The sequence below is a fragment of the Faecalicatena contorta genome, from assembly GCF_021531895.1.
Taxonomy (GTDB): Bacteria; Bacillota; Clostridia; order Lachnospirales; family Lachnospiraceae; genus JAFBIX01.
In genome coordinates this window covers 40,536-62,994 of the sequence record NZ_JAFBIX010000002.1, presented here as the reverse complement: position 1 = coordinate 62,994, position 22,459 = coordinate 40,536, and the positions used below count along the sequence as shown (strand labels likewise).

Annotated in this window: 23 protein-coding genes; 4 read left to right on the top strand and 19 right to left on the bottom strand. The window is 40.8% G+C overall.

What is annotated here, in order from left to right; translation table 11 throughout:
- Window positions 1-143: 143 nt before the first annotated feature.
- Genes JQM81_RS00980 through JQM81_RS00970 form a run of 3 tightly spaced genes read right to left on the bottom strand, consistent with a single transcriptional unit; the run spans window position 144 to window position 1,590 of the window.
- Window positions 144-314, bottom strand: coding sequence for a hypothetical protein (locus tag JQM81_RS00980; RefSeq protein ID WP_165854697.1), 171 nt, complete (start codon window positions 312-314; stop codon window positions 144-146).
- 18 nt (window positions 315-332) lie between these two features.
- Complete coding sequence (locus JQM81_RS00975; RefSeq protein ID WP_235231611.1) at window positions 333-1,385, bottom strand: site-specific integrase; 1,053 nt, start codon at window positions 1,383-1,385, stop codon at window positions 333-335.
- A gap of 13 nt (window positions 1,386-1,398) precedes the next feature.
- A complete protein-coding gene (locus JQM81_RS00970; protein ID WP_009243123.1) occupies window positions 1,399-1,590 on the bottom strand; it encodes a helix-turn-helix domain-containing protein in 192 nt (63 codons plus the stop codon).
- A 210-nt stretch (window positions 1,591-1,800) separates the two neighbouring features.
- Here JQM81_RS00970 and JQM81_RS00965 point away from each other — a divergent pair, with 210 nt between their 5' ends.
- Window positions 1,801-2,334 carry a helix-turn-helix domain-containing protein gene (locus JQM81_RS00965; protein WP_044925421.1) on the top strand — a complete coding sequence of 178 codons (534 nt, stop codon included), beginning with the start codon at window positions 1,801-1,803 and terminating at the stop codon, window positions 2,332-2,334.
- 17 nt (window positions 2,335-2,351) lie between these two features.
- Window positions 2,352-3,179 (top strand): DUF2971 domain-containing protein, encoded by an 828-nt coding sequence (locus JQM81_RS00960; RefSeq protein WP_044925423.1) that lies wholly within the window; start codon window positions 2,352-2,354, stop codon window positions 3,177-3,179.
- A gap of 199 nt (window positions 3,180-3,378) precedes the next feature.
- Here the strand turns inward: JQM81_RS00960 and tuf are convergent, their stop codons facing one another.
- The 6 genes from tuf to JQM81_RS00930 all read right to left on the bottom strand — a co-directional run bounded on the left by tuf (window position 3,379) and on the right by JQM81_RS00930 (window position 9,124).
- Complete coding sequence (gene tuf, locus JQM81_RS00955) at window positions 3,379-4,572, bottom strand: elongation factor Tu (RefSeq protein ID WP_235231610.1); 1,194 nt, start codon at window positions 4,570-4,572, stop codon at window positions 3,379-3,381.
- Between the two features lie 117 nt (window positions 4,573-4,689).
- Window positions 4,690-6,807, bottom strand: a complete 2,118-nt coding sequence (gene fusA / locus JQM81_RS00950; RefSeq protein WP_235231609.1) for an elongation factor G — start codon at window positions 6,805-6,807, stop codon at window positions 4,690-4,692.
- Window positions 6,808-6,816: 9 nt separating this feature from the next.
- A complete protein-coding gene (rpsG, locus tag JQM81_RS00945) occupies window positions 6,817-7,287 on the bottom strand; it encodes a 30S ribosomal protein S7 (protein WP_235231608.1) in 471 nt (156 codons plus the stop codon).
- A 230-nt stretch (window positions 7,288-7,517) separates the two neighbouring features.
- Window positions 7,518-7,940, bottom strand: a complete 423-nt coding sequence (gene rpsL / locus JQM81_RS00940) for a 30S ribosomal protein S12 (protein WP_235231607.1) — start codon at window positions 7,938-7,940, stop codon at window positions 7,518-7,520.
- Window positions 7,941-8,079: 139 nt separating this feature from the next.
- Complete coding sequence (locus JQM81_RS00935) at window positions 8,080-8,550, bottom strand: VanZ family protein (RefSeq protein ID WP_235231606.1); 471 nt, start codon at window positions 8,548-8,550, stop codon at window positions 8,080-8,082.
- 10 nt (window positions 8,551-8,560) lie between these two features.
- Window positions 8,561-9,124: an HD domain-containing protein gene (locus tag JQM81_RS00930; protein ID WP_235231605.1), complete on the bottom strand. Its 564-nt coding sequence runs from the start codon at window positions 9,122-9,124 to the stop codon at window positions 8,561-8,563.
- A gap of 168 nt (window positions 9,125-9,292) precedes the next feature.
- Between JQM81_RS00930 and JQM81_RS00925 the strand changes: the two genes are divergently transcribed.
- Entirely contained in the window at window positions 9,293-10,054 is a 762-nt protein-coding gene (locus JQM81_RS00925) for a sulfite exporter TauE/SafE family protein (protein WP_235231604.1), read from the top strand.
- A gap of 82 nt (window positions 10,055-10,136) precedes the next feature.
- Here the strand turns inward: JQM81_RS00925 and JQM81_RS00920 are convergent, their stop codons facing one another.
- The 4 genes from JQM81_RS00920 to JQM81_RS00905 all read right to left on the bottom strand — a co-directional run bounded on the left by JQM81_RS00920 (window position 10,137) and on the right by JQM81_RS00905 (window position 13,819).
- Window positions 10,137-11,222 (bottom strand): M24 family metallopeptidase, encoded by a 1,086-nt coding sequence (locus tag JQM81_RS00920; RefSeq protein ID WP_235231602.1) that lies wholly within the window; start codon window positions 11,220-11,222, stop codon window positions 10,137-10,139.
- Between the two features lie 129 nt (window positions 11,223-11,351).
- The gene (locus JQM81_RS00915; protein WP_235231600.1) at window positions 11,352-12,323 is read right to left on the bottom strand and encodes an amidohydrolase family protein; all 972 of its coding nucleotides are present in this window, start codon (window positions 12,321-12,323) and stop codon (window positions 11,352-11,354) included.
- A 134-nt stretch (window positions 12,324-12,457) separates the two neighbouring features.
- On the bottom strand, window positions 12,458-13,489 hold the full coding sequence (locus JQM81_RS00910; RefSeq protein WP_235231598.1) for a Gfo/Idh/MocA family protein: 1,032 nt from the start codon (window positions 13,487-13,489) through the stop codon (window positions 12,458-12,460).
- A 24-nt stretch (window positions 13,490-13,513) separates the two neighbouring features.
- Window positions 13,514-13,819 carry a carbohydrate ABC transporter permease gene (locus JQM81_RS00905; RefSeq protein ID WP_235231597.1) on the bottom strand — a complete coding sequence of 102 codons (306 nt, stop codon included), beginning with the start codon at window positions 13,817-13,819 and terminating at the stop codon, window positions 13,514-13,516.
- 22 nt (window positions 13,820-13,841) lie between these two features.
- Between JQM81_RS00905 and JQM81_RS00900 the strand changes: the two genes are divergently transcribed.
- Window positions 13,842-15,494: a sensor histidine kinase gene (locus tag JQM81_RS00900; RefSeq protein ID WP_235231595.1), complete on the top strand. Its 1,653-nt coding sequence runs from the start codon at window positions 13,842-13,844 to the stop codon at window positions 15,492-15,494.
- Window positions 15,495-15,534: 40 nt separating this feature from the next.
- Here the strand turns inward: JQM81_RS00900 and JQM81_RS00895 are convergent, their stop codons facing one another.
- The 6 genes from JQM81_RS00895 to rpoC form a co-directional block, all read right to left on the bottom strand.
- A complete protein-coding gene (locus JQM81_RS00895) occupies window positions 15,535-15,717 on the bottom strand; it encodes a FeoB-associated Cys-rich membrane protein (protein WP_235231594.1) in 183 nt (60 codons plus the stop codon).
- A gap of 35 nt (window positions 15,718-15,752) precedes the next feature.
- A complete protein-coding gene (gene feoB, locus JQM81_RS00890; protein ID WP_235231593.1) occupies window positions 15,753-17,903 on the bottom strand; it encodes a ferrous iron transport protein B in 2,151 nt (716 codons plus the stop codon).
- A gap of 24 nt (window positions 17,904-17,927) precedes the next feature.
- Window positions 17,928-18,149: a FeoA family protein gene (locus tag JQM81_RS00885; RefSeq protein WP_235231592.1), complete on the bottom strand. Its 222-nt coding sequence runs from the start codon at window positions 18,147-18,149 to the stop codon at window positions 17,928-17,930.
- Between the two features lie 14 nt (window positions 18,150-18,163).
- Complete coding sequence (locus JQM81_RS00880; protein ID WP_235231591.1) at window positions 18,164-18,376, bottom strand: FeoA family protein; 213 nt, start codon at window positions 18,374-18,376, stop codon at window positions 18,164-18,166.
- 27 nt (window positions 18,377-18,403) lie between these two features.
- Window positions 18,404-18,646, bottom strand: a complete 243-nt coding sequence (locus JQM81_RS00875; protein ID WP_235231590.1) for a Fur family transcriptional regulator — start codon at window positions 18,644-18,646, stop codon at window positions 18,404-18,406.
- Window positions 18,647-18,825: 179 nt separating this feature from the next.
- Window positions 18,826-22,452, bottom strand: a complete 3,627-nt coding sequence (gene rpoC, locus JQM81_RS00870) for a DNA-directed RNA polymerase subunit beta' (RefSeq protein WP_235231589.1) — start codon at window positions 22,450-22,452, stop codon at window positions 18,826-18,828.
- Between the last annotated feature and the right edge of the window lie 7 nt (window positions 22,453-22,459).

The window sequence follows — 22,459 nt, the reverse complement described above, 5'->3', positions numbered from 1 at the left end:
TTCGGGAATTGTTGTATCGTTCAATTCGTGATATACTGAATCTGCCAAGATGATATATCAGTGAATCTGATTATCAGAGAACTTGCTCAGATATTTTGTCTGGGCTTTTTCTTTTTGTCTGTTAGTAGCCATAGTTCCACTCCTTATACGAATCTCCTTGTTGGGATAATGATAATTTCAAATTTGCTTCCATCCTCTAATTCAAGAAGAATCGCATAATCCGAATCTCGATCCGGTAAAATGGAACTTATCTTCAGCTTCTTACTATAATTGAGCGTATCAAATATTTTTCTGACTACTTTCTTTGTTTTCATGTGTCTTTTCCTCCATATTTAACGTTTGTTGTCCAACATCTCAGCTACCTTTTTTTGCTGTGACGGATACAGGTGACCATAAGTGTTTAATGTCATCTGAATATCTTTGTGCCCCAGTCTTTCCTTGATGATCAGTGGCTCTACACCCTGATAAATCAGATATGCTACATGGCTGTGACGGATATCATGCACTCTGATTGGTTTTACACCGGTCAATGCTTCATACTTCTTAAGCCGTTTCTGCAGTGTTCTCGCCACAATCGGAAATAACCGCTGATTTTCCGGAAATCCATAATGCTTCTTCGCATACTCCTGCACCTCTTCTTTAAGAAAATTAGGAATATCAATGGTACGGACTGAATTTTCTGTTTTTGGAGTATCAATCACATCTCTTTTCCTGATCCGGTTATAAGTCTTATTGATATGCAAAAGATTACCACTCATATCAAAGTCTGAAAGACTCAATGCCAGAAGTTCTCCTTCCCTGATTCCTGTCCAGAACAGGATTTCAAATATCAGATAATCCTCACTCTCTGGCTCAATCCCGGCGATAAAGCTGTCATATTCTGCTTTCGTCCAAAATTCCAGCTTATTAGCATCCGATTTCCCCATCTTTTTTACTTTCTTACATGGATTTTCCTTCAGATTGTAAATTTTCTGTGCATGATTAAACAGTGCATTTAACTGATTCTGAATCATACGCTCATAAGTCTTGCTGTAACCTTTTTCCTGAATGGTGTTCTGCCACTGGATAATCTCTGCCGGTGTGATCTCATTCATTTTTCTTGTTCCAAAATACGGAACAATGTGCTTGTTCATCATGTGCTGCTTGTTACGGATTGAATTTTCTTTCAGTTCATTCTTTTTATCTTCAAAATAGACTTGAATAAAACTGTTCATCTCCATTTTCATATCCGCTGCAGTCTTTCTTATGAATTCCTTTTCATAATTCAATGCTTCTTTCTTTGTCTTGAACCCTCTTTTCAGCTTCTGCGTTTTCTTACCTGTCCAGTCAATATAGCTGAAGCTCACATACCAGGTTCCCTGTGTTTTGTCCTTGTAAGCTGACATCTTAAAACCTCCTTCACACTGCTCTCTGAGAGCATCCATAAAATTTTGTTTCCCAGTAGGGACGTGGAATCTTTCCACGAACTGCCACATATCCTTCCTTTGCCAGTTCATCATTAAGCTGCTTCAGAATGGAATATGCTTTACTGCGTTTCACGCCTAATTCTTCCATGACATCATCAACAGTCATCATATAATTAGTTCTCATAGCGTCCTCCTTTCCAGTCACTTTTGTGACTCTTTCGTTGTTCTCTTATAATAATTCACTTTTGTGAATTTGTCAATAAACATTTGCGAATTTATTTTTTCCATTCCATACCTATTGCTTGCGTATCGGCAATTTGTTAAATCTCACTCTTTTGTATCATTCACTTTTGTGCTAGAATAGAAGCACAAATATTATTAAGGAGGCAGCATTATGGTTGGCAAAAAAATCCGGGCATTCCGGGAATTTAGAGGATACAGTCAGATACAGTTAGCCGAGCTGTCCGGCATTAACGTAGGAACAATCAGAAAATATGAACTGGGAATCCGGAATCCGAAACCGGATCAGTTAGAAAAGATTGCAACTGCACTGGGATTAAATGTAAGTGTTTTTCTGGATTTTAATATTGAAACAGTCGGAGATGTACTCTCTCTGTTGTTTTCTATTGATGATTCGGTGAACCTCTCACTTGCTGAAACACCTGAGCAGAAGGTTGCACTGACATTCGAAAATCCTACAATGCAGGACTTTTTCAGGAAATGGTGTCAATTTAAAAATGTCTATGAAAAGGAAAAAGCTGAAATATTAGCTATTGAAGATGAAGATAAAAGACAGGCAGAACTAGATAAGTTGAACGCTACCCAGGATGAATGGAAACTGCGTGCTATGGGAACCACGATAGGTTGTCATACCATCGTTAAGAAGGGTACTGAAGGCAATGACATCAAGACATATAATCTGACATAAGGAGGTATTGAATCATTTTGCAAAACACACCTGATTATTTATATCATTATACAAGTATTGAAACTCTTGCATTAATTTTAGCAAACCACACGTTTAGATTAACTTCCTTAGATCAAATGGATGATCTTCAAGAAAAAGAAGCATTTGATTTAAAAAATGCTGGTCAATTTTGCTATATAAGTTCTTGGACTGATGATGAAACAGAGAATATCCCTATGTGGAAAATGTATAGTTCTCTAAGTTCCGGAGTAAGAATTAAATTAAAAGCAAATCCATTTAAAGAATTTGAAAATACACCTTCGTCAATATCGGAGGTTACACATCAAACGGTAACTGATAATTCAAATGGATCTTATTTAAAATCTATAATTCCTATTGCAGATATGCTCAAAAACGGATTTATAGCTCCTGGAGCATTGGGTAATAACATTTTACATAAAGTTGAATATACTTCTGATTCAGACAAGCTATATCCTAAGTTATTAACCCAAGACGGTGATAAATTTAGTATTGCTTTAGGTAATCTTGGTAAGCATAAGAATATCCATTGGGCCTTCCAACACGAATGGCGATATATTTTATTACTCATGCCTCTAAATCTAAATCAGGCAGTTGATAAATCAATTCAAGAATTTCAAACAACCAGTACCAAGATTTTACTTGGTCAAGCCAAACAAACTTTTCCTTTTTATGATCTAACCCTAGACGAAAATGCTTACGCACAAATGGAAATTACATTAAGTCCCAAAATCAGTGCCGGAAATCGTCTAATTATAAATTCACTTATAGAAAAATATAATCCATCTGCAATACTTCACGAAAGTTCTTTAGTTGGTTTAATTTAAGATTTTGTTATCATTCTGTTATCACAAACGGTTGTCAGGATACTCTCCCGGCAACCGTTTTTCTACGCTGTTCGTTATTCTTTTCCGCCCTTTTATATATTTCCAGGCAACAGAAAAACCCGTAGAACCGAAGTTCTACGGGTATCTTACGTTTGGACACAACGTTATCTTACGATAACAAATCTATATTCAGATTGTATTACTCGATGATTGTAGCAACACGTCCTGATCCTACAGTACGTCCACCTTCACGGATAGCGAAACGAAGTCCCTGCTCCATAGCAACTGGGTGAATCAGTTCGATTGTCATCTCTACATTATCACCAGGCATACACATCTCTACACCTTCTGGAAGGTTGCAGACACCTGTTACGTCTGTTGTTCTGAAATAGAACTGTGGACGATAGTTGTTGAAGAATGGAGTATGACGTCCACCTTCATCTTTTGTCAGAACGTAAACCTGAGCTGTGAATTTTCTGTGGCATGTTACTGAACCTGGTTTAACAAGAACCTGTCCTCTTTCGATTTCAGTTCTCTGAATACCACGAAGAAGTGCACCGATGTTATCACCAGCCTGAGCCTCATCAAGAAGCTTACGGAACATCTCAACACCTGTTACAACAGTCTTTCTTGTCTCTTCGTGAATACCAACGATTTCTACTTCGTCAGATACATGAAGAACACCACGCTCTACTCTACCAGTAGCAACTGTTCCACGTCCTGTGATAGAGAATACGTCCTCTACAGGCATAAGGAATGGCTGATCTGTTGCACGCTGTGGATCTGGAATGTAGCTGTCTACAGCATCCATAAGTTCCATGATCTTGTCGCCCCATTCTCCAGATGGATCTTCAAGAGCTTTCAGAGCAGAACCCTGGATAATTGGAGTATCATCTCCTGGGAACTCATACTCGTCTAACAGTTCACGGATTTCCATTTCTACTAATTCAAGAAGTTCTTCATCGTCAACCATATCACATTTGTTCATGAATACAACGATGTAAGGAACACCTACCTGACGAGAAAGCAGGATGTGCTCTCTTGTCTGAGCCATAACACCATCAGTAGCAGCTACAACAAGGATAGCTCCATCCATCTGTGCAGCACCTGTGATCATGTTCTTAACGTAGTCAGCATGTCCTGGGCAGTCAACGTGTGCATAGTGACGATTAGCTGTCTCATACTCAACGTGAGCTGTAGAAATTGTGATTCCACGTTCTCTTTCTTCTGGAGCTTTATCGATGTTATCGAATGCTACAGCAGCGTTTCCTTCTACTCTCTCAGACAGAACTTTTGTGATAGCAGCTGTCAGAGTTGTTTTACCATGGTCAACGTGACCAATGGTACCGATATTACAATGTGGTTTTGTTCTTTCAAATTTAGCTTTTGCCATTTTGAATATCCTCCTTATTATAGCGCCTTCAAAGGCATATTTAATAATTTACGTTTGCTCGGCTATCTCTGATTATATTTCAAATCATACGGTTTTTCAAGCCTTTTTAACATTTAATTAATCATTTTTGGTTGATAATACTTTTTCCTGTACAGATTTCGGAACTGGCTCATATTTCTCGAAGAACATTGAGTAGTTTCCACGTCCCTGTGTTCTGGAACGAAGATCTGTAGAGTATCCAAACATTTCTGACAATGGAACGTATCCACGAACAATCTTACCACCGCCAAGATCGTCCATACCTTCAATACGTCCACGACGTGAGTTGATATCACCAATAACATCACCCATGTACTCTTCCGGCATTGTTACTTCAACCTTCATAATAGGCTCAAGAAGTACCGGAGATGCCTTCTTCATAGCATCCTTGAATGCAAGAGAACCTGCAATGTGGAATGCCATTTCACTTGAATCGACTTCGTGGTAAGAACCATCGTATACGTTAGCCTTAACACCAACAACCGGGAATCCTCCAAGGATACCAGACTGCATAGCCTCTTCAATACCTTCTCCTACAGCTGGGATATATTCCTTCGGAATAGCTCCACCTACGACTGTAGACTCGAACTTGAATGTCTCCTCACCGTTAACATCCATTGGTTCAAATTTAACTTTACAGTGTCCGTACTGTCCACGTCCACCTGACTGTTTTGCGTATTTGCTGTCAACGTCAACTGGTTTTGTAAATGCTTCTTTGTAAGCAACCTGAGGAGCACCTACGTTAGCTTCTACCTTGAACTCACGAAGAAGTCTGTCAACGATGATTTCCAGATGAAGCTCACCCATACCAGCGATGATCGTCTGACCTGTTTCCTGATCTGTATGTGCACGGAATGTCGGGTCTTCTTCTGCCAGTTTTGCAAGAGATTCTCCAAGTTTACCCTGGGAAGCTTTTGTCTTTGGCTCGATAGCGAGCTCGATAACCGGCTCTGGGAATTCCATAGACTCCAGAATTACTGGATGCTGCTCATCGCAAAGCGTATCACCTGTTGTAGTGAACTTAAATCCGATTGCTGCAGCGATATCACCGGAATATACTTTGTCCAGTTCGGCTCTCTTGTTGGCATGCATCTGAAGGATACGTCCAACACGTTCTTTTTTACCTTTTGTTGCATTCAGTACATAAGAACCGGAGTTCATTGTACCAGAGTAAACTCTGAAGTATGCCAGCTTACCAACGAATGGGTCTGTCATAATCTTGAACGCAAGAGCTGAGAAAGGTTCTTCATCAGAAGAATGTCTTACGATTTCATTTCCATCCTCATCAACACCCTGAATTGGTGGAATATCTGTTGGAGCAGGCATATACTCGATAACTGCATCCAGCATCTTCTGTACACCTTTGTTTCTGTAAGCAGAACCACAGCATACCGGAACTGCTGTACATTCACAAGTTGCTTTTCTCAGTACTCTCTTCATATCTTCAACAGATGGTTCATTACCTTCAAGGTACTCCATCATCAGATCATCATCCAGATCACAGATCTTCTCTACCAGCTCTGAACGATAGAGTTCTGCATCATCCTGCATATCTTCCGGAATATCTACGATAGAAATGTCATCACCCTTGTCATCATTATAGATGTAAGCTTTCATTTCCATCAAATCAATGATTCCTTTAAAGTCATCCTCTTTACCGATTGGCAGCTGCAGACAGATTGCATTCTTTCCAAGTCTTGTCTTAATCTGCTCAACGGCATTGTAGAAATCTGCACCCAAAATGTCCATCTTATTGATGAATGCCATTCTAGGTACGTTGTATGTGTCAGCCTGACGCCATACGTTTTCTGACTGCGGCTCAACACCACCTTTAGCACAGAACACACCAACTGCACCATCCAGTACACGAAGTGAACGTTCAACCTCAACAGTAAAGTCAACGTGTCCTGGGGTATCAATGATATTGATACGATGCTCTAATGCACCCGGTTTTGGCTTGCAGTTTTCTTCCAGTGTCCAGTGACATGTTGTAGCTGCAGAAGTAATTGTGATACCTCTTTCCTGCTCCTGTTCCATCCAGTCCATGGTAGCAGTACCTTCATGAGTATCACCAATCTTATAGTTAACACCGGTATAGTAAAGAATACGCTCTGTCAGTGTGGTCTTACCAGCATCAATATGTGCCATAATACCGATATTTCTAGTTCTCTCTAATGGATATTCTCTTCCAGCCATTGTTGCCTCCTAGAATCTATAGTGAGCAAATGCTTTATTTGCTTCAGCCATCTTGTGCATGTCTTCTTTCTTCTTCACTGATGCGCCAGTGTTGTTAGCTGCATCAAGGATTTCATTTGCCAATCTTTCTTCCATTGTCTTCTCTCCTCTTTTACGAGAATACAATGTCAGCCAGCGAAGTGCTAAAGTCTGTCTTCTGTCAGCTCTGACTTCGATTGGTACCTGGTAGTTCGCTCCTCCGATACGTCTTGCCTTTACTTCAAGTACTGGCATGATGTTGTTCATAGCCTCTTCGAACACTTCGATTGCCGGCTTATCGGATTTCTCTGCGATTCTTTCAAAAGCTCCATATACGATCTTCTGTGCTACACCCTTCTTACCGTCTAACATAACGTTATTGATAAGTTTTGTTACCACTTTGCTGTTGTATAATGGATCTGCTAATACGTCTCTTTTCTGAGTATGTCCTTTACGTGGCACGGTTCTTCCCTCCTTAAACATTCTGATTAATTCATCGGTACTCACATGTGTCTTTCTAATGATACTGTGTAGTGCTGGGCATACAATCTATATACCTGCAACTTACTTAATCATAGTTCTGTTTGTGACTACATTAGATACTGAAGTTCCTCGTCATTACATTCCGAAGAACTACCCTCACATTAAGTTCATGCTTCGTTTATCACTCGCATTCACTAACTGTTCAGGCATTATTTTTTAGCGTCTTTTGGTCTCTTAGCACCGTATTTAGAACGTGCCTGTCTTCTCTTGGCAACACCTGCTGTATCAAGTGTACCTCTAACGATATGATATCTTGTACCTGGAAGGTCTTTTACTCTTCCTCCACGGATAAGAACAACGCTATGCTCCTGAAGGTTGTGTCCTTCACCCGGGATGTAGCTTGTTACTTCGATACCGTTAGAAAGACGTACTCTGGCGATCTTTCTAAGTGCTGAGTTAGGCTTCTTTGGTGTAGCTGTCTTAACTGCTGTACATACGCCTCTCTTCTGAGGAGCAGATGCATCGATACTCTTCTTTCTTAAAGAGTTATACCCTTTCTGAAGCGCTGGAGCTGTAGACTTCTTTACAGATGTCTGACGTCCTTTCTTTACTAACTGGTTAAATGTTGGCATTCTCTTTCACCTCCTACGATTATAATAAGTTGCTTAATGTGTAAATATTTACGCGCAAAAAAATACTATGCATTCCAATGCACGCTCAATCAGTTTATTACGAATTTCCCTTATTGTCAAGGGTTTTTACATTTTTTCACTATTGTTTTTTGTTTCTTGTTATATATTTGTATATGTGCTGAATCAACAGTACTAATATAATTCCGACCAACAATCCTGTGCAGTCAATCAACACATCTGTGACCTGTCCGCTTCGTCCGGGCACAAACAACTGATGAATCTCATCACTGCAGGCATAGGCTGCGCCAATCACGAAAGCCAGCCGAAACTTCTTGCCAATACGATAACTCTCACCCACTGCCATAAGTAGAATTCCCAGAATGATATATTCTGTAGCATGGGCACATTTGCGGACCGGATAGTCAATCCGTTCTGCATAAGCCATTTGTTCGGATTCCGGCCACTTTTCAAAGCCTGGTTCAAACAGCTCACCAATCTTACGTCCTACAGACTGGCTCATCTCTTCAGACTGATCCGCTGGTTTTGCAGAAAAAGAAAAGATTACAGCCATCCACAGAATCACCAGCAATGTAAATATCACTTTTTTCATGGATCTCTGATTATAATCCCAATACATCTGCAATTGCGCCCATCTCTTCTAACGCAACGTCAATTAAATCATCAAGACTAAGTCCGGTAAACTCAATCGCTTCCATATAATCTCTGTTAGCACCCTTTGCAAACCGCATTTCATTAAAACGCTTCATTACGGATTTGTGCTTTACACTTGCAATCTTCTTATCCGGATAAATCTGTGCGACAGCTTTCACAAATCCACTCATTGGGTCTGCCGCCAGAACTGCGTACTGAAGATTCGTCTTTGCTTTTACTCCACTCTTTGGATTGTGTGCACAGATTGCATCAAACAATACCTTATCATCAATTCCCTCTTTTTTCAGAATCTCTACAGATGTTGGTCCATGCACGCTCAGATCGTGCTGCCAGTCGCATTGCTCTTCATCCAGATCATGAAGAAGACCTACGATTCCCCAATATTCTACTTCATCCGGTGCAAGGCGTTTCGCCAGTCCCTTCATAATTGCTTCCACCGCATACGAATGGGTAATATAATTCTCACCTTTCATATATTTCATTAAGATATCATGTGCTTGTTCCCTGTTCATATTCCTATCCTCCTGATCTTGTGTTTCAAAAAATTCGCTTGTATGTTATTGTAACATAACCCTGATAAAATGTGAACTTTTTCACGACTATAATATCTGCTTGATTCTACTGTGTTCTTACTATAAAATAATGATTTGTAAGATTTTTACAATAGAAAGGAACCTATCATGGAATTGTCAATATACACTTTTGCAATCGTCTGTCCTCTCGTATTCCTTGCAGGCCTTGTGGATGCTATCGGCGGCGGTGGGGGATTAATCTCTCTGCCAGCTTATCTGATTGCAGGGCTGCCTCCTCACACCGCAGTGGCTACTAATAAAATGTCTTCTCCTTTTGGGACGGCGCTTGCTACTTTTCGATTTGCCCGCAATCGTCTGATCAATCTGAGATTATCCATACCTTCTGTGGCTGCAGCAATTATCGGTTCATTCATCGGTTCTCATCTTTCCCTGATGATTCCGGAGAAAATATTATCTTATGTGTTAATTATCATTCTTCCCATATCCGCTTTCCTGGTGTTGAATAAGAAGCTGTTCAACGATGAAGGATCTGACGAGATTACACTGGATCGACGTACTTACCTGACAGCTACACTCGCTGCTTTTATCATTGGTTGTTATGATGGTTTCTATGGCCCCGGAACCGGAACATTTCTGATCATTGCATTTACAATATTTGCAAAATTAAGTATTAAGACAGCCAACGCGCAGGCTAAGGTCATCAACCTGACGACAAATATTACTTCGCTGGTTGTATTTTTATTCAACGGACAAGTCCTGGTTCCACTCGGTCTTGCCGCTGCCGCCTGCAATATGTTGGGCGGATATATCGGAGCCGGTCTTGTTATGAAAAATGGAAGTAAGATTGCCAAGCCAAGTATCCTGCTCGTTCTTGTATTACTGGGATGCAAAGTGGCAGGGCTATATTAATTGTAATTCACAATTTTATCTCTATAACTTCAAAAAGAGCAGTCAACCAAGTGACTGCTCTTTAATAATACTCTCTGATATTCTACTCTTCTGGTACTACGATCAGATCTTTTGTGAAGCTGTTCAATACTTCGCATCCATCTTCTGTAATGATAACAAGATCTTCGATACGAACACCGATACCTTCTTCTGCAATATAGATACCTGGTTCTACAGAGAAGCACTGTCCAACCTGGATGATATCTTCATTTACAGAAGATACATCACCGAATTCATGATCTTCAAGACCGATGGAGTGTCCGGTTCTGTGTGTAAAGTACTGTCCATAACCTTTTTCTTCTATGTAATTTCTTGCAGCGAGGTCAACATCGCACATTCTGTTGCCTGGTTTTGCAGCTTCGATACCGCGTCTGTTAGCTTCTACAACGATATCATAGATTTCTCTTGCACGGTCAGATACTTCACCGATGAATACTGTTCTTGTCATATCAGATGCATAGTTGTCTTTGAATGCTCCGATATCAAGGATTACACAATCACCGCGTTTTCCCTTGGAATCATCTGTTACATGATGTGGATCTGCAGCACCTTTTGCGTATGCTGTAATTGGATCAAAAGATACATCCTCACATCCAAGATCTTTATAAATCTCACGAATCTTAGCATTCAGTTCTCTTTCTGTTAATCCTTTTACAACCCATGGGATTAATCTTTCCATAGCGATATCATTCAGTCTGGAAGATTCTCTCATCAATTCCTGTTCTTTTTCATCTTTTACCATACGGATATAGTCGATGATCGGAGAACCATTTACAAACTTGCTTCCTCCGCCCAGCTCCTGCAGACGAATCAAGAATCTTGCCGGCCATGTCTTGTCGATACCCATAACTTTATCTTTTTCTACAAATCTGCTTAAGATCTCAACACCGTCTTCGATGTCATCATACCATACAAGATCTACTCCAAGATCCTTCTCCTGTGGGAACAGCTTATTAATTACCAGTTTATGATTGCCATTTACATTCAGATATAATGCTAATAATCTTTCTCCTGGGATAATCCATTTTCCAGTAAGATAGAAAATAGCCACTGGATCTGATACGATCATCTGTGGGATCTCATGTTCCTCCATTGATTTTAATACTCTTGCCACTTTGTTTTGGTCCATTATTTTCCCCAACCTTTCTAATATTAAATATTAAACGTTAGGAAACCGGCAGACCATCTCTGCCGATTTCTACTAGAGATTATTATAGACTGTTGTACAAAAAAAGTCAATTTATCTTCTACATTATCATCATTTTGCTGCAAATCTCAAAAAATTCTTCTCATATATTTTGTCAAGGATTTCTTCCTGTAATCCTAAGCTGCACATCTGCCGTTCCTCATTTCCCGCCACATAATATCCATCCGGTTTCAAAATATATGGTCCTTTTGTCTCAAGAAATCCCGTAATCAGATGCATTCTGGATTCACACTCTTCTATAGAAAGAAATGTGGGTTCTTTTTTTATCACTGCACGTGCGCCAATATCCGTACCAAAGCAAATCCGCTCCTGATATCTGTCAAAAAATCGCTTTGCCTTCTCTTGCTGTGCTGACAGATTATAATACAATTCTATTCCTGGTGTAATGTCTATGTAAACATTCTGATACCGGTCTAATATCTCCGAAAGTCGGTCAAGCTGCTTAGACAGGAAGAAAAAATGTGGAAATAAAATGCGAAGCTTCGGATGATTTTCCAACACTTGCAAAATCTGTCGATACTGTTCTTCATTATTGATATAAGTGGAATCATAAAACCACCCAGCCTTTTTCGCAAACTCTGACACTTCTAACGGATTCCAGAACTCCTCCGGATCATTCACATGCATATACACAGGTACCTGTTTTTCTTCCAGATACTCCCAATAATCTTCCCACAATGCACTGTCAAAATCTGGGATCGGATATTGCTTTCGTACATTCGGCTTTCCCTCCAGCATCTTGATTCCAACACACCCGATCTTCATAAGCCTGTCCGCTTCCTGAAGAAGCGCCTCCTGCATCCGATCAGGATGTAGACTATATATTCTCCGATCCAGGCCTCCAAATATATACACCGGAATTTTGCAGCTCTTCCTGAATTCAAATGCATCCTGCTCAACAGCCATTCCATTTCCTCCTGGAATACACTGGAGTGCAATTGCTGAGAAATGATACTTTTGGATTACATGCTGTAATCTATCCAAACCAATACTTTTGGCATAATGAATATGTCCGTCAATCATGTAGGCCACCCCTTTCTGATATCTATTTTAACATATTCCTTCTATAATAAACACATCGCAACTGCAAAGAAGAGAAGATGAACTCTCCCCTTCTTTACAAAGCAAAAAACAAACTATATTGTGAGATAATCAAGTTAATATTCGATATCAACCGGCACTCCTGTATCTGCTGATTCATGTATAGCGATAATAGCCAATGCGGTCTTTCTTGCATCTTCTAATGTCACACGAAATTCTCTTCCATCTACTAAACGATCAACAAAATCTCGGATGCTTTCATACGATAAACCTTTACACCTGTCAAAGACCATATTAGACACCAATATATCAGGTACACTTGCCTTTTCTTCAGTCACTTCTTCTATCAGATTATGACTGGAAAGATCCAAACTGATCATTCCCTCTGTACACATTACACTACATCGAAAATCATTGATATTCCGATTTCCATTTGGTGTAACCCATCCATTTTCCATATGTGCGATTGCACCATTTTCAAATTCAATCGTTGTTAAATACACATCTGGAGTATCCACTCCCAGTTCTTTCAAAATTCCTTCTTTTTTTACGGAGTATACTCTTTTTGCTTCTGAATCGAGCAGCCACCTAAGCGAATCCAGGCTATGACTTCCAAGGAACCATAAAATAGATGATTTTGATGCCCACGAAAGCATATCTGTAGCTACCCACTTCACATCACTATGCCGAATATAGGCAGTATACGGCTTTCCTAACTTACCCGAAGAGATCTCTTGTTTTGCCGTATTGAACGGAGGATTCCAGCGGTTATGCAGATCCACCATACAGCGTACCTGATTTCTCTCCACTGCCTCACAGATTCTTGCAATGTCTTCCCTTGTCGTTGCCAATGGTTTTTCTATCAAAATATTCTTTTTTGCATCTGCCATTGCCACAGCAATATCTGCATGTGCAAAATCCGGGGTTACAATCGCAACTGCATCTACTTCTTCATCAGCTGCCAGATCATGATAATCTGTATATACTTTTCTAATACCATATTTTTCTGCAATCTCCCTTGCCCGTTGTTCATTCATATCACAGATAGCGACTGGATCTGCGAACAAATGCTCTGCATAGATTGAAGCGTGTGTCTCGCCCCATGTTCCAGCCCCAACAATTCCCATTCGAACCTGCTTAATCTCCATATTCTTTTCCTTCTTTCATTATCATTATTGTTTTACGGCACCGGCAGTCATTCCACTTACCAGATGCTTCTGCAAAAGCAAGAACAAAATTACAACTGGTATTGTAATCAGAACTGCACCCGCCATAAGCGTTCCCCAATTCGTCGTATACTGTCCTTGAAAACTGGCAATACCAACAGGCAATGTCCAGTTCTCATAACTTTTCATAAAAGTACTTGCAAATAGATATTCGTTCCACCCATTAATAAAAGAAAAAATTCCGGTTGCCACTAACCCAGGCACTGTAAGAGGTAAAACCACAATTGAAAAGATACGGAATCTTCTTATCATTTTGGCATTCAGCAGCTATACGATGTTTCAGATGCTAGATGAACAAACTGAGAATTTAAAGGGATATTGCTCTTCAACAATTGAGAATGTCAAGATAAATATTGTTTCCATGACTACCAGCATGAAAAAAACTTCCACTATATTTGCTTCGCAAGAAGAAACCCAGTCTTATCTGTTAAGTGCATCTACAGATACGCATCAATTACAGCGGCAATCATTCTCCACCTTGATCGGCATGGCACACTCCTATACGCCTGGTCTTGTAGATATCATAGTCTGGGACAAGAACTCTCCAACAAGTATGGTCAGTTATATTCCTGCTGATATGGAAGATTTTACGGTTGAACATTTTATGGATGAACAAAGAAACACCGAAAGTTATTTTGAGTTCTATATCCAACCTGTCACAAATACGCCTTATATGATCTATTTCAGCCCAATATATATGACAACTTTTTCAAAAGATTTTGGAAAACATCTTGGTAATATTGCTATTATCTGTAAAACAGATACTTTGAACCAGCTTGTGAACTCGACAACAGATATGTCTCTAAATATCACAGATGACACAACAGGCAATATATTATATTCAAATAGTCCCGAAAGTTCCTTCTCTAAGGCTACAACCCAAGAACTTTTTTATGAAATCGAAAACATACCGAATACGAATCTGTCTGTTACCGGCACCATTTATAATGAGCAATTACATCTATTCAAAGACGAACAATCCGAATTATTGATTGCCTTGGCATTTTTGCTCTTTTTCTGCATCCTTTATCTTTCAATTGCCGTTCACCATATAATTATCAAACCGATTCATCAATTGAACGAAGCAATCGAGTCTACCGATTATATGCAGCACGAACTTCAGCTTCACACAAAACTGAATAATGAGATCGGCTCTATTGCTTCCCATATTAATGCTCTTCTTACAAGAATCGCTTCACTGAATCAAAAAAATATCACTTCGCAGGCCCGGCTTTATGAAATGGAGATCAGTAAAAAGCAGACTCAGATTTATGCCTATCAAAGCCAGATTAATCCACATTTTTTATATAATATGCTTCAATGTATGCGAGGCATCTCTTTAATCCATGGCATACCCGAGGTTGCACAAATATGTACTAATATGGCAGATCTTTTTCGCTACTCTATTAAAGGAGCATTTCTGGTCCCTCTGAATGATGAATTGACAATTATTGATAAATATCTCTACATGATTCAGGTACGGTTTCAAGATCGTATCTCCTACAGTCTGGATATTCATGATGATACAAAGCAATGTCTGATTCCTAAGATGATTCTTCAGCCACTTGTAGAAAATGCTATTTTTCACGGATTGGATTCTATCGAGAACAATGGAATGATTCAGATATCTGCTTACCGTAAAGGCTCAGAACTTTATATTCTTCTGCAAGACAATGGAATTGGATTTGATGAAAATATATTAATAGAATTGAATAAGATACTGACACAAGACGCCCCGGCGGATATCAATGCCTCATTTAATGGATCCGAAGGAATTGGAATTATCAATATTCATAATAAAATTCGATTATATGAAGGAATAGAATATGGAATATCTGTTGAAAGCTCACCGGGAGATACACGTCTTTGTATTCATCTGAATGCTAACCAAACTTTAACTGAACAGACAGATGGAGCAGGATCATAATAATCCTGCTTCATCTGTCTATTCTTAAGATATAATTCACTTATAACTTATCCTTCTCCAGATCTTTCCCCTGGCACTGTCCAGAACAGCCGCTACACCCACAGCCACATCCTCCGCCTGATTTTTTCTTTTTCCACATACTTCTGATAATCAGCGCAACAATTACTAATAATACAGCTCCTACAATTGTTGTTGACACGATACTGCTTACTGCTAATGCCATAGAATCTCCTTCTTTCTATCTAAATAATCCTCTTATTATGCCTTTGCTTTTCTTGCCTTGACGCTGGATATGTTCATATTCAGTGAAGTGCTCTCTTTATACGGTCTGAACAACAGATAGAGGAATCCGATAACTACCAGAACCGCTGCAATCGTTCCAATTCCAACTCCTCCACCAGTGAAGAGAGAGCCAAACTGATAGATACACAATGACACTGCATAAGCAAATACACACTGATATCCGATTGCAAACCAGGTCCATTTTGCACTGTTCATCTCACGCTTGATCGCTCCGATTGCCGCAAAGCAAGGTGCACACAGCAGGTTGAATACCAGGAAGGAATATGCTGCGATCGTTGTCATACTTGCTGCCAGAGTGCCCCAGATCTCAGAACCATCTTCTGCTACTTCAGCGAATCCATAGAGGATACCGAATGTACCCACGACATTTTCCTTTGCTACCAGACCAGTAATTGCCGCAACGGCTGCTTTCCAGTCTCCCCATCCAAGCGGAATGAATATCCATGCAAAGATTTTTCCGATATTTGCCAAAAATCCCTGGCTCAAATCATCTACCATACCAAAGTGTCCGTCTACAATGCCGAAGTTTGAAGTAAACCATACGAAGATCGTAGACAGTAAGATGATGGTACCTGCTTTCTTGATAAATGACCAGCCTCTTTCCCACATGCTTCTAAGGACATTTCCTACAGTTGGAAGATGATATGCAGGAAGCTCCATTACAAACGGTGCCGGATCTCCCGCGAACATCTTTGTCTTCTTCAGAATGATTCCAGAGCAGATAATTGCAGCGATTCCCACAAAATATGCACTTGGCGCAACCCAGGATGCTCCATCAAACAATGCACCTGCAATCAATGCAATAATCGGTAATTTTGCTCCGCACGGGATGAAAGTTGTCGTCATGATCGTCATTCTTCTGTCGCGCTCATTTTCAATTGTACGAGAGGCCATAATTCCAGGAACTCCACATCCGGTACCAATCAGCATTGGGATGAAGGACTTACCGGATAAACCAAATTTACGGAAAATTCTGTCCATGATAAACGCTATACGAGCCATATATCCGCAAGATTCCAGGAATGCCAGGAAGATGAACAATACAAGCATCTGTGGTACGAATCCAAGCACTGCTCCAACCCCGGCTACAATACCATCCAGGATCAATCCCTGCAGCCAGTCTGCACAGTTAATGCTTACAAGGAAGCTTTCGATTGCCGGCGGAATGATCTCACCAAACAGCACATCATTGGTCCAATCCGTCACGAAAGTTCCTACTGTTGTAACGGATACATAATACACAATCCACATAACGACAGCAAAAATAGGAAGTGCAAGCCAACGGTTCGTAACGACTCTGTCAATCTTATCAGATGTCGTCAACTTCTCTTTATTTGCCTTCTTCAGACAGTCACCTATCACAGAAGATATGTATGCATAACGCTCATTTGTAATGATACTTTCTGCATCATCGTCAAACGCTTTCTCAGCTGCTGCAACAATATTTTCAACATCAGGCGCCTGTTTTAACTGTTCCTGAATCTTGTCATCACGCTCAAAAAGTTTGATCGCATAGAAACGCTTCTGCTCTTCCGGCACATTCGTCAGCACGGTTTCAATCTCATCTAACACGGATTCTACTTCCGCTGCAAATTCATGGACTGGTGCAGATGCTTTCTTTTCTGCAAGTTTTACTGCTTTCGCTGCGGCTTCTTTTACACCTTCTCCTTTTAAAGCAGATATGCTTACAATTTCACATCCCAGTTTTTCAGAAAGCTCCTTCGTGTTGATCTGGTCACCAGATTTTTTCACCACATCCATCATATTGATTGCCATCACTACTGGAATTCCAAGCTCCATCAACTGTGTAGTCAGATATAAATTACGTTCCAGGTTGGTTCCATCTACAATGTTTAATATCACATCCGGGCGTTCTGTAATCAGATAGTTTCTTGCCACTACTTCTTCCAGTGTATACGGTGACAGGGAATATATTCCCGGCAGATCCATGACGGTGACATCTTTGTTATCCCTTAACTTACCTTCTTTTTTCTCTACGGTTACTCCTGGCCAATTACCCACAAACTGATTAGAGCCTGTAAGTGCATTAAATAATGTTGTTTTTCCACTGTTAGGATTACCGGCAAGTGCAATTCTTACTCCCATTTTCATTCCTCCTGTACGACTCATCTATTCTACTTCAATCATCTCTGCGTCTGCTTTTCTAAGGGAAAGTTCATATCCTCGAACAGTCACTTCCACCGGATCCCCCAATGGCGCAACCTTTCTGACATAAATTCCTGTTCCTTTTGTGATTCCCATATCCATGATCCTGCGTCTTGTTGCTCCTTCACCATGCAGTTTCACGACCTTTACGTTCTGGTCACATTTCACATCTCTTAATGTCTGCATCCTCTCTTCTCCTCCTATATCATAATCTTATTCGCAATCCCTTTACTTACTGCAACTCTGGAGTCCTTTACCTGAACGATTATGTTGCCTCCATTACTCGACACAATCTTCACCTGTTCCCCTGTCACAAATCCCAGATTTTCCAGAAATTTTTTCACTTCGTCATGTCCGCCGATTCTTTTAATCGAAGCGGTTTCGCCTGAACCTAACATTGTCAGTGGCATCATAATCACTCCTTCTTCCTTATTTGGCTCTTATATCCGCACTACCATTTCTTTATGAATCAGTTCCATATCCTCCAGCAATTGTATTGTCCGATAGACGGTAGCAATACCCACCTTGTCATCAATTTTCTTTGCGGCGAAATATATCTCTTTGCAGGAGGAACATTCGTTTGCCAAAATAATACGAAGCAACATCTTTCTCTGATCTGTAATTCGATAACCTTTTTCTTTCAACTGGCTGATTACTTCTTCAACCTTTTCTTCCTGGCTCATATTTCATCCCTCTTGATTTGATACTGATTATCATTTACATTGGAGTTATATTCTTATTGATACCGATTGTCAATATTGTTAACGATAAGATTTATCAATAACGAAATAGGATCGGTATTTGGCTCATCGATATTCCACAAAAAAAGCGAGAAACCTTATGGCTTCTCGCTTTTTATCTTTTATTCTTCTACGAAATCAATCATTTCTTCCATATCATCCATGTCTTCATCTAACATAATTTCATCATCCATGGACATCTCTGTATCGAGCTTGATATCGCGATATTTTCTCATACCTGTACCAGCCGGGATATGCTTACCGATGATTACGTTCTCCTTCAGACCAACCAGCGGATCGATCTTACCCTTAATTGCTGCCTCTGTCAGTACCTTCGTTGTTTCCTGGAAGGATGCAGCTGACAGGAAGGAGTTCGTTGCAAGTGATGCTTTTGTAATACCAAGCATAATCTGCTCTCCTGTTGCCGGCTCTTTACCTTCTGCAATTAATGCCGCGTTCACATCTTCAAATTCCAGTCTATCTACATTAGTTCCTGGCAGGAATTCTGTATCACCAGCTTCTTCCACACGAACCTTCTTCAGCATCTGACGTACAATGACCTCGATATGCTTATCGTTAATATCAACACCCTGCAGACGGTATACACGCTGCACTTCCTGAATCATGTAATCCTGTACAGCTCTCAGACCCTTGATCTTAAGGATATCATGTGGGTTCACACTACCTTCCGTCAATTCATCTCCGGCCTCTAACTCTACACCATCCTGAATCTTGATTCTTGATCCGTAAGGAATCAAGTATGCTTTTGACTCTCCGGTCTCGTTATTGGTTACAATAATTTCACGTTTCTTCTTTGTATCATTAATGGTGGCTCTTCCTGCAAATTCTGTGATGATTGCAAGACCCTTCGGCTTTCTTGCCTCGAAAAGCTCTTCGACACGAGGAAGACCCTGTGTGATATCATCACCGGCTACACCACCCGTATGGAATGTACGCATGGTCAACTGTGTACCAGGCTCACCGATAGACTGTGCCGCAATAATACCTACTGCTTCACCAACCTGCACCGGCTCACCGGTTGCCATGTTAGCACCGTAACATTTTGCACAAACACCATTGTGAGATCTACAGGTCAGAATCGTACGGATCTTGATCTTCTTCAGTGGTTCCCCGTTCTCATCCACACCTTTCTTCATGATCAGCTCTGCACGCTTTGGTGTTACCATATGGTTCGCTTTTACAAGAATGTTGCCATCTTTATCTACGATATTTTCACACAGATAACGTCCGGTAATACGCTCCTGTAAGCTTTCAATCTCTTCATTACCATCCATGAACGCTTTTACATACATTCCTGGAATCTCAGCACCCTTTTCCACACAATCCATTTCGTGAATGATCAGTTCCTGTGATACGTCAACCAGACGTCTGGTCAAGTATCCGGAATCGGCGGTACGAAGCGCTGTATCGGACAGACCTTTACGAGCACCATGAGCAGACATGAAGTACTCCAATACATCCAGACCTTCACGGAAGTTTGACTTAATAGGCAACTCAATGGTACGACCGGTTGTATCAGCCATCAGACCACGCATACCGGCCAGCTGTTTGATCTGCTTGTCAGAACCACGGGCTCCGGAATCGGCCATCATGAAGATATTGTTGTATTTATCAAGTCCAGACAACAGTGCTTCTGTAAGAGCATCATCCGTTGCCTTCCATGTCTCAACAACTTCTTTGTAACGCTCCTCTTCTGTGATCAGACCACGCTTGAAGTTCTTTGTGATCTTATCCACGGTATCCTGTGCCTTCTGAATCATCTCTGGCTTCTGCGGAGGTACCGTCATATCTGAGATAGATACGGTCATAGCCGCTCTGGTGGAATATTTGTAACCGATGGATTTTACTGCATCCAGAACTTCTGCGGTTGCAGTGGATCCATGGGTGTTAATAACTTTTTCAAGGATCTGTTTTAACTGCTTCTTACCTACGTGGAAATCAATCTCCAGCAGTAATTCATTGCCTTCTACTTCACGGTCTACAAATCCAAGATCCTGAGGAATGATTTCGTTAAAGATAAATCTTCCCAGTGTAGATTCAATGGTTCCTGTCTTCACAGTTCCATCTGGCATTGTCTTAGATACACGTACTTTGATACGTGAGTGAAGCGTCAGGGCATCATTTTCATAAGCAAGGATTGCTTCATTCACACTCTTAAATGCTTTTCCTTCTCCTTTTGCCCCAGGTCTTTCCTGTGTCAGATAATAGATACCAAGTACCATATCCTGTGAAGGAACGGCAACCGGTCCACCATCAGATGGTTTCAACAGGTTGTTTGGTGACAGCAGTAAGAAACGGCATTCTGCCTGTGCTTCTACAGATAACGGAAGATGGACAGCCATCTGGTCTCCGTCGAAGTCGGCATTGTATGCAGTACATACCAATGGATGAAGCTTAATCGCCTTACCTTCTACAAGGATTGGCTCGAATGCCTGAATACCAAGTCTGTGCAGTGTGGGGGCACGGTTCAGCATAACCGGATGTTCTTTGATAACATCTTCCAGTACATCCCACACCTCTGGCTGTACTCTTTCTACCATCTTCTTGGCATTCTTAATGTTATGAGCAGTTCCGTTCTGAACCAGTTCTTTCATGACGAATGGTTTGAACAGCTCAATTGCCATTTCTTTTGGAAGACCACACTGATAAATCTTCAGTTCTGGTCCTACGACGATAACAGAACGTCCAGAATAGTCAACACGTTTACCCAAAAGGTTCTGACGGAAACGTCCGGACTTACCTTTCAGCATGTCTGACAAGGACTTCAGAGCTCTGTTACCAGGTCCTGTAACCGGACGTCCACGACGTCCGTTATCGATCAGAGCATCTACAGCTTCCTGCAGCATTCTCTTCTCATTTCTAACGATAATATCTGGTGCGCCTAATTCAAGCAGGCGTTTCAGACGGTTATTTCTATTAATAATTCTACGGTACAGATCATTCAGGTCAGAGGTAGCGAAACGTCCGCCATCCAGCTGAACCATTGGTCTAAGATCTGGTGGGATGACCGGAATTGCTGTCATGATCATCCACTCCGGCTTATTTCCAGACTCACGGAAAGCTTCTACGACCTCCAGACGTTTTACGATTCTTGCACGCTTCTGTCCAGTTGCACCTTTCAGTCCTTCAGATAATTCTTTGTATTCCTTATCCAGGTCAATTGCTTCCAGGAGCTCTTTGATGGATTCCGCACCCATACCTACACGGAATGCACTGCCCCATTTTTCTCTCGCTTCCTGATATTCCTGCTCAGACAACACCTGTTTATACTGAAGATCTGTCTCCCCTTTATCTAATACGATATAAGAAGCAAAATACAGTACCTTCTCCAAAGTTCTCGGAGACAGGTCAAGAATCAGACCCATACGGCTTGGAATTCCTTTGAAGTACCAGATGTGTGATACCGGAGCAGCAAGGGCGATATGCCCCATACGCTCACGACGCACACTTGCTTTGGTGACCTCAACACCACAGCGGTCGCAGACTACACCTTTATAGCGGATCTTCTTATACTTACCACAGTGGCATTCCCAGTCTTTGCTAGGTCCAAATATTCTTTCACAGAATAAGCCGTCTTTTTCTGGCTTTAAGGTTCTATAATTAATTGTCTCAGGCTTTGTAACTTCTCCCCTTGACCATTCCAGAATCTTCTCAGGCGATGCCAAACCGATTTTGATTGCATCAAAAGTCATTGGCTGATATGTTTGTTCCTTATTGTTTTCTGGCATACTGGCA

Bases quoted from the DNA above. Each gene is read 5' to 3' on its own strand.
- JQM81_RS00910 (WP_235231598.1), bottom strand. From the start codon at position 13,489: ATGGAGATTAAGCAGGTTCGAATGGGAATTGTTGGGGCTGGAACATGG.
- JQM81_RS00885 (WP_235231592.1), bottom strand. From the start codon at position 18,149: ATGCAGACATTAAGAGATGTGAAATGTGACCAGAACGTAAAGGTCGTG.
- JQM81_RS00935 (WP_235231606.1), bottom strand. From the start codon at position 8,550: ATGAAAAAAGTGATATTTACATTGCTGGTGATTCTGTGGATGGCTGTA.
- feoB (WP_235231593.1), bottom strand. From the start codon at position 17,903: ATGGGAGTAAGAATTGCACTTGCCGGTAATCCTAACAGTGGAAAAACA.
- JQM81_RS00930 (WP_235231605.1), bottom strand. From the start codon at position 9,124: ATGAACAGGGAACAAGCACATGATATCTTAATGAAATATATGAAAGGT.
- JQM81_RS00970 (WP_009243123.1), bottom strand. From the start codon at position 1,590: ATGAGAACTAATTATATGATGACTGTTGATGATGTCATGGAAGAATTA.
- JQM81_RS00900 (WP_235231595.1), top strand. From the start codon at position 13,842: ATGTTTCAGATGCTAGATGAACAAACTGAGAATTTAAAGGGATATTGC.
- JQM81_RS00920 (WP_235231602.1), bottom strand. From the start codon at position 11,222: ATGGACCAAAACAAAGTGGCAAGAGTATTAAAATCAATGGAGGAACAT.
- JQM81_RS00905 (WP_235231597.1), bottom strand. From the start codon at position 13,819: ATGATAAGAAGATTCCGTATCTTTTCAATTGTGGTTTTACCTCTTACA.
- JQM81_RS00875 (WP_235231590.1), bottom strand. From the start codon at position 18,646: ATGAGCCAGGAAGAAAAGGTTGAAGAAGTAATCAGCCAGTTGAAAGAA.
- JQM81_RS00925 (WP_235231604.1), top strand. From the start codon at position 9,293: ATGGAATTGTCAATATACACTTTTGCAATCGTCTGTCCTCTCGTATTC.
- JQM81_RS00880 (WP_235231591.1), bottom strand. From the start codon at position 18,376: ATGATGCCACTGACAATGTTAGGTTCAGGCGAAACCGCTTCGATTAAA.
- tuf (WP_235231610.1), bottom strand. From the start codon at position 4,572: ATGGCAAAAGCTAAATTTGAAAGAACAAAACCACATTGTAATATCGGT.
- rpoC (WP_235231589.1), bottom strand. From the start codon at position 22,452: ATGCCAGAAAACAATAAGGAACAAACATATCAGCCAATGACTTTTGAT.
- JQM81_RS00980 (WP_165854697.1), bottom strand. From the start codon at position 314: ATGAAAACAAAGAAAGTAGTCAGAAAAATATTTGATACGCTCAATTAT.
- JQM81_RS00895 (WP_235231594.1), bottom strand. From the start codon at position 15,717: ATGGCATTAGCAGTAAGCAGTATCGTGTCAACAACAATTGTAGGAGCT.
- JQM81_RS00975 (WP_235231611.1), bottom strand. From the start codon at position 1,385: ATGTCAGCTTACAAGGACAAAACACAGGGAACCTGGTATGTGAGCTTC.
- rpsL (WP_235231607.1), bottom strand. From the start codon at position 7,940: ATGCCAACATTTAACCAGTTAGTAAAGAAAGGACGTCAGACATCTGTA.
- fusA (WP_235231609.1), bottom strand. From the start codon at position 6,807: ATGGCTGGAAGAGAATATCCATTAGAGAGAACTAGAAATATCGGTATT.
- JQM81_RS00965 (WP_044925421.1), top strand. From the start codon at position 1,801: ATGGTTGGCAAAAAAATCCGGGCATTCCGGGAATTTAGAGGATACAGT.
- JQM81_RS00915 (WP_235231600.1), bottom strand. From the start codon at position 12,323: ATGATTGACGGACATATTCATTATGCCAAAAGTATTGGTTTGGATAGA.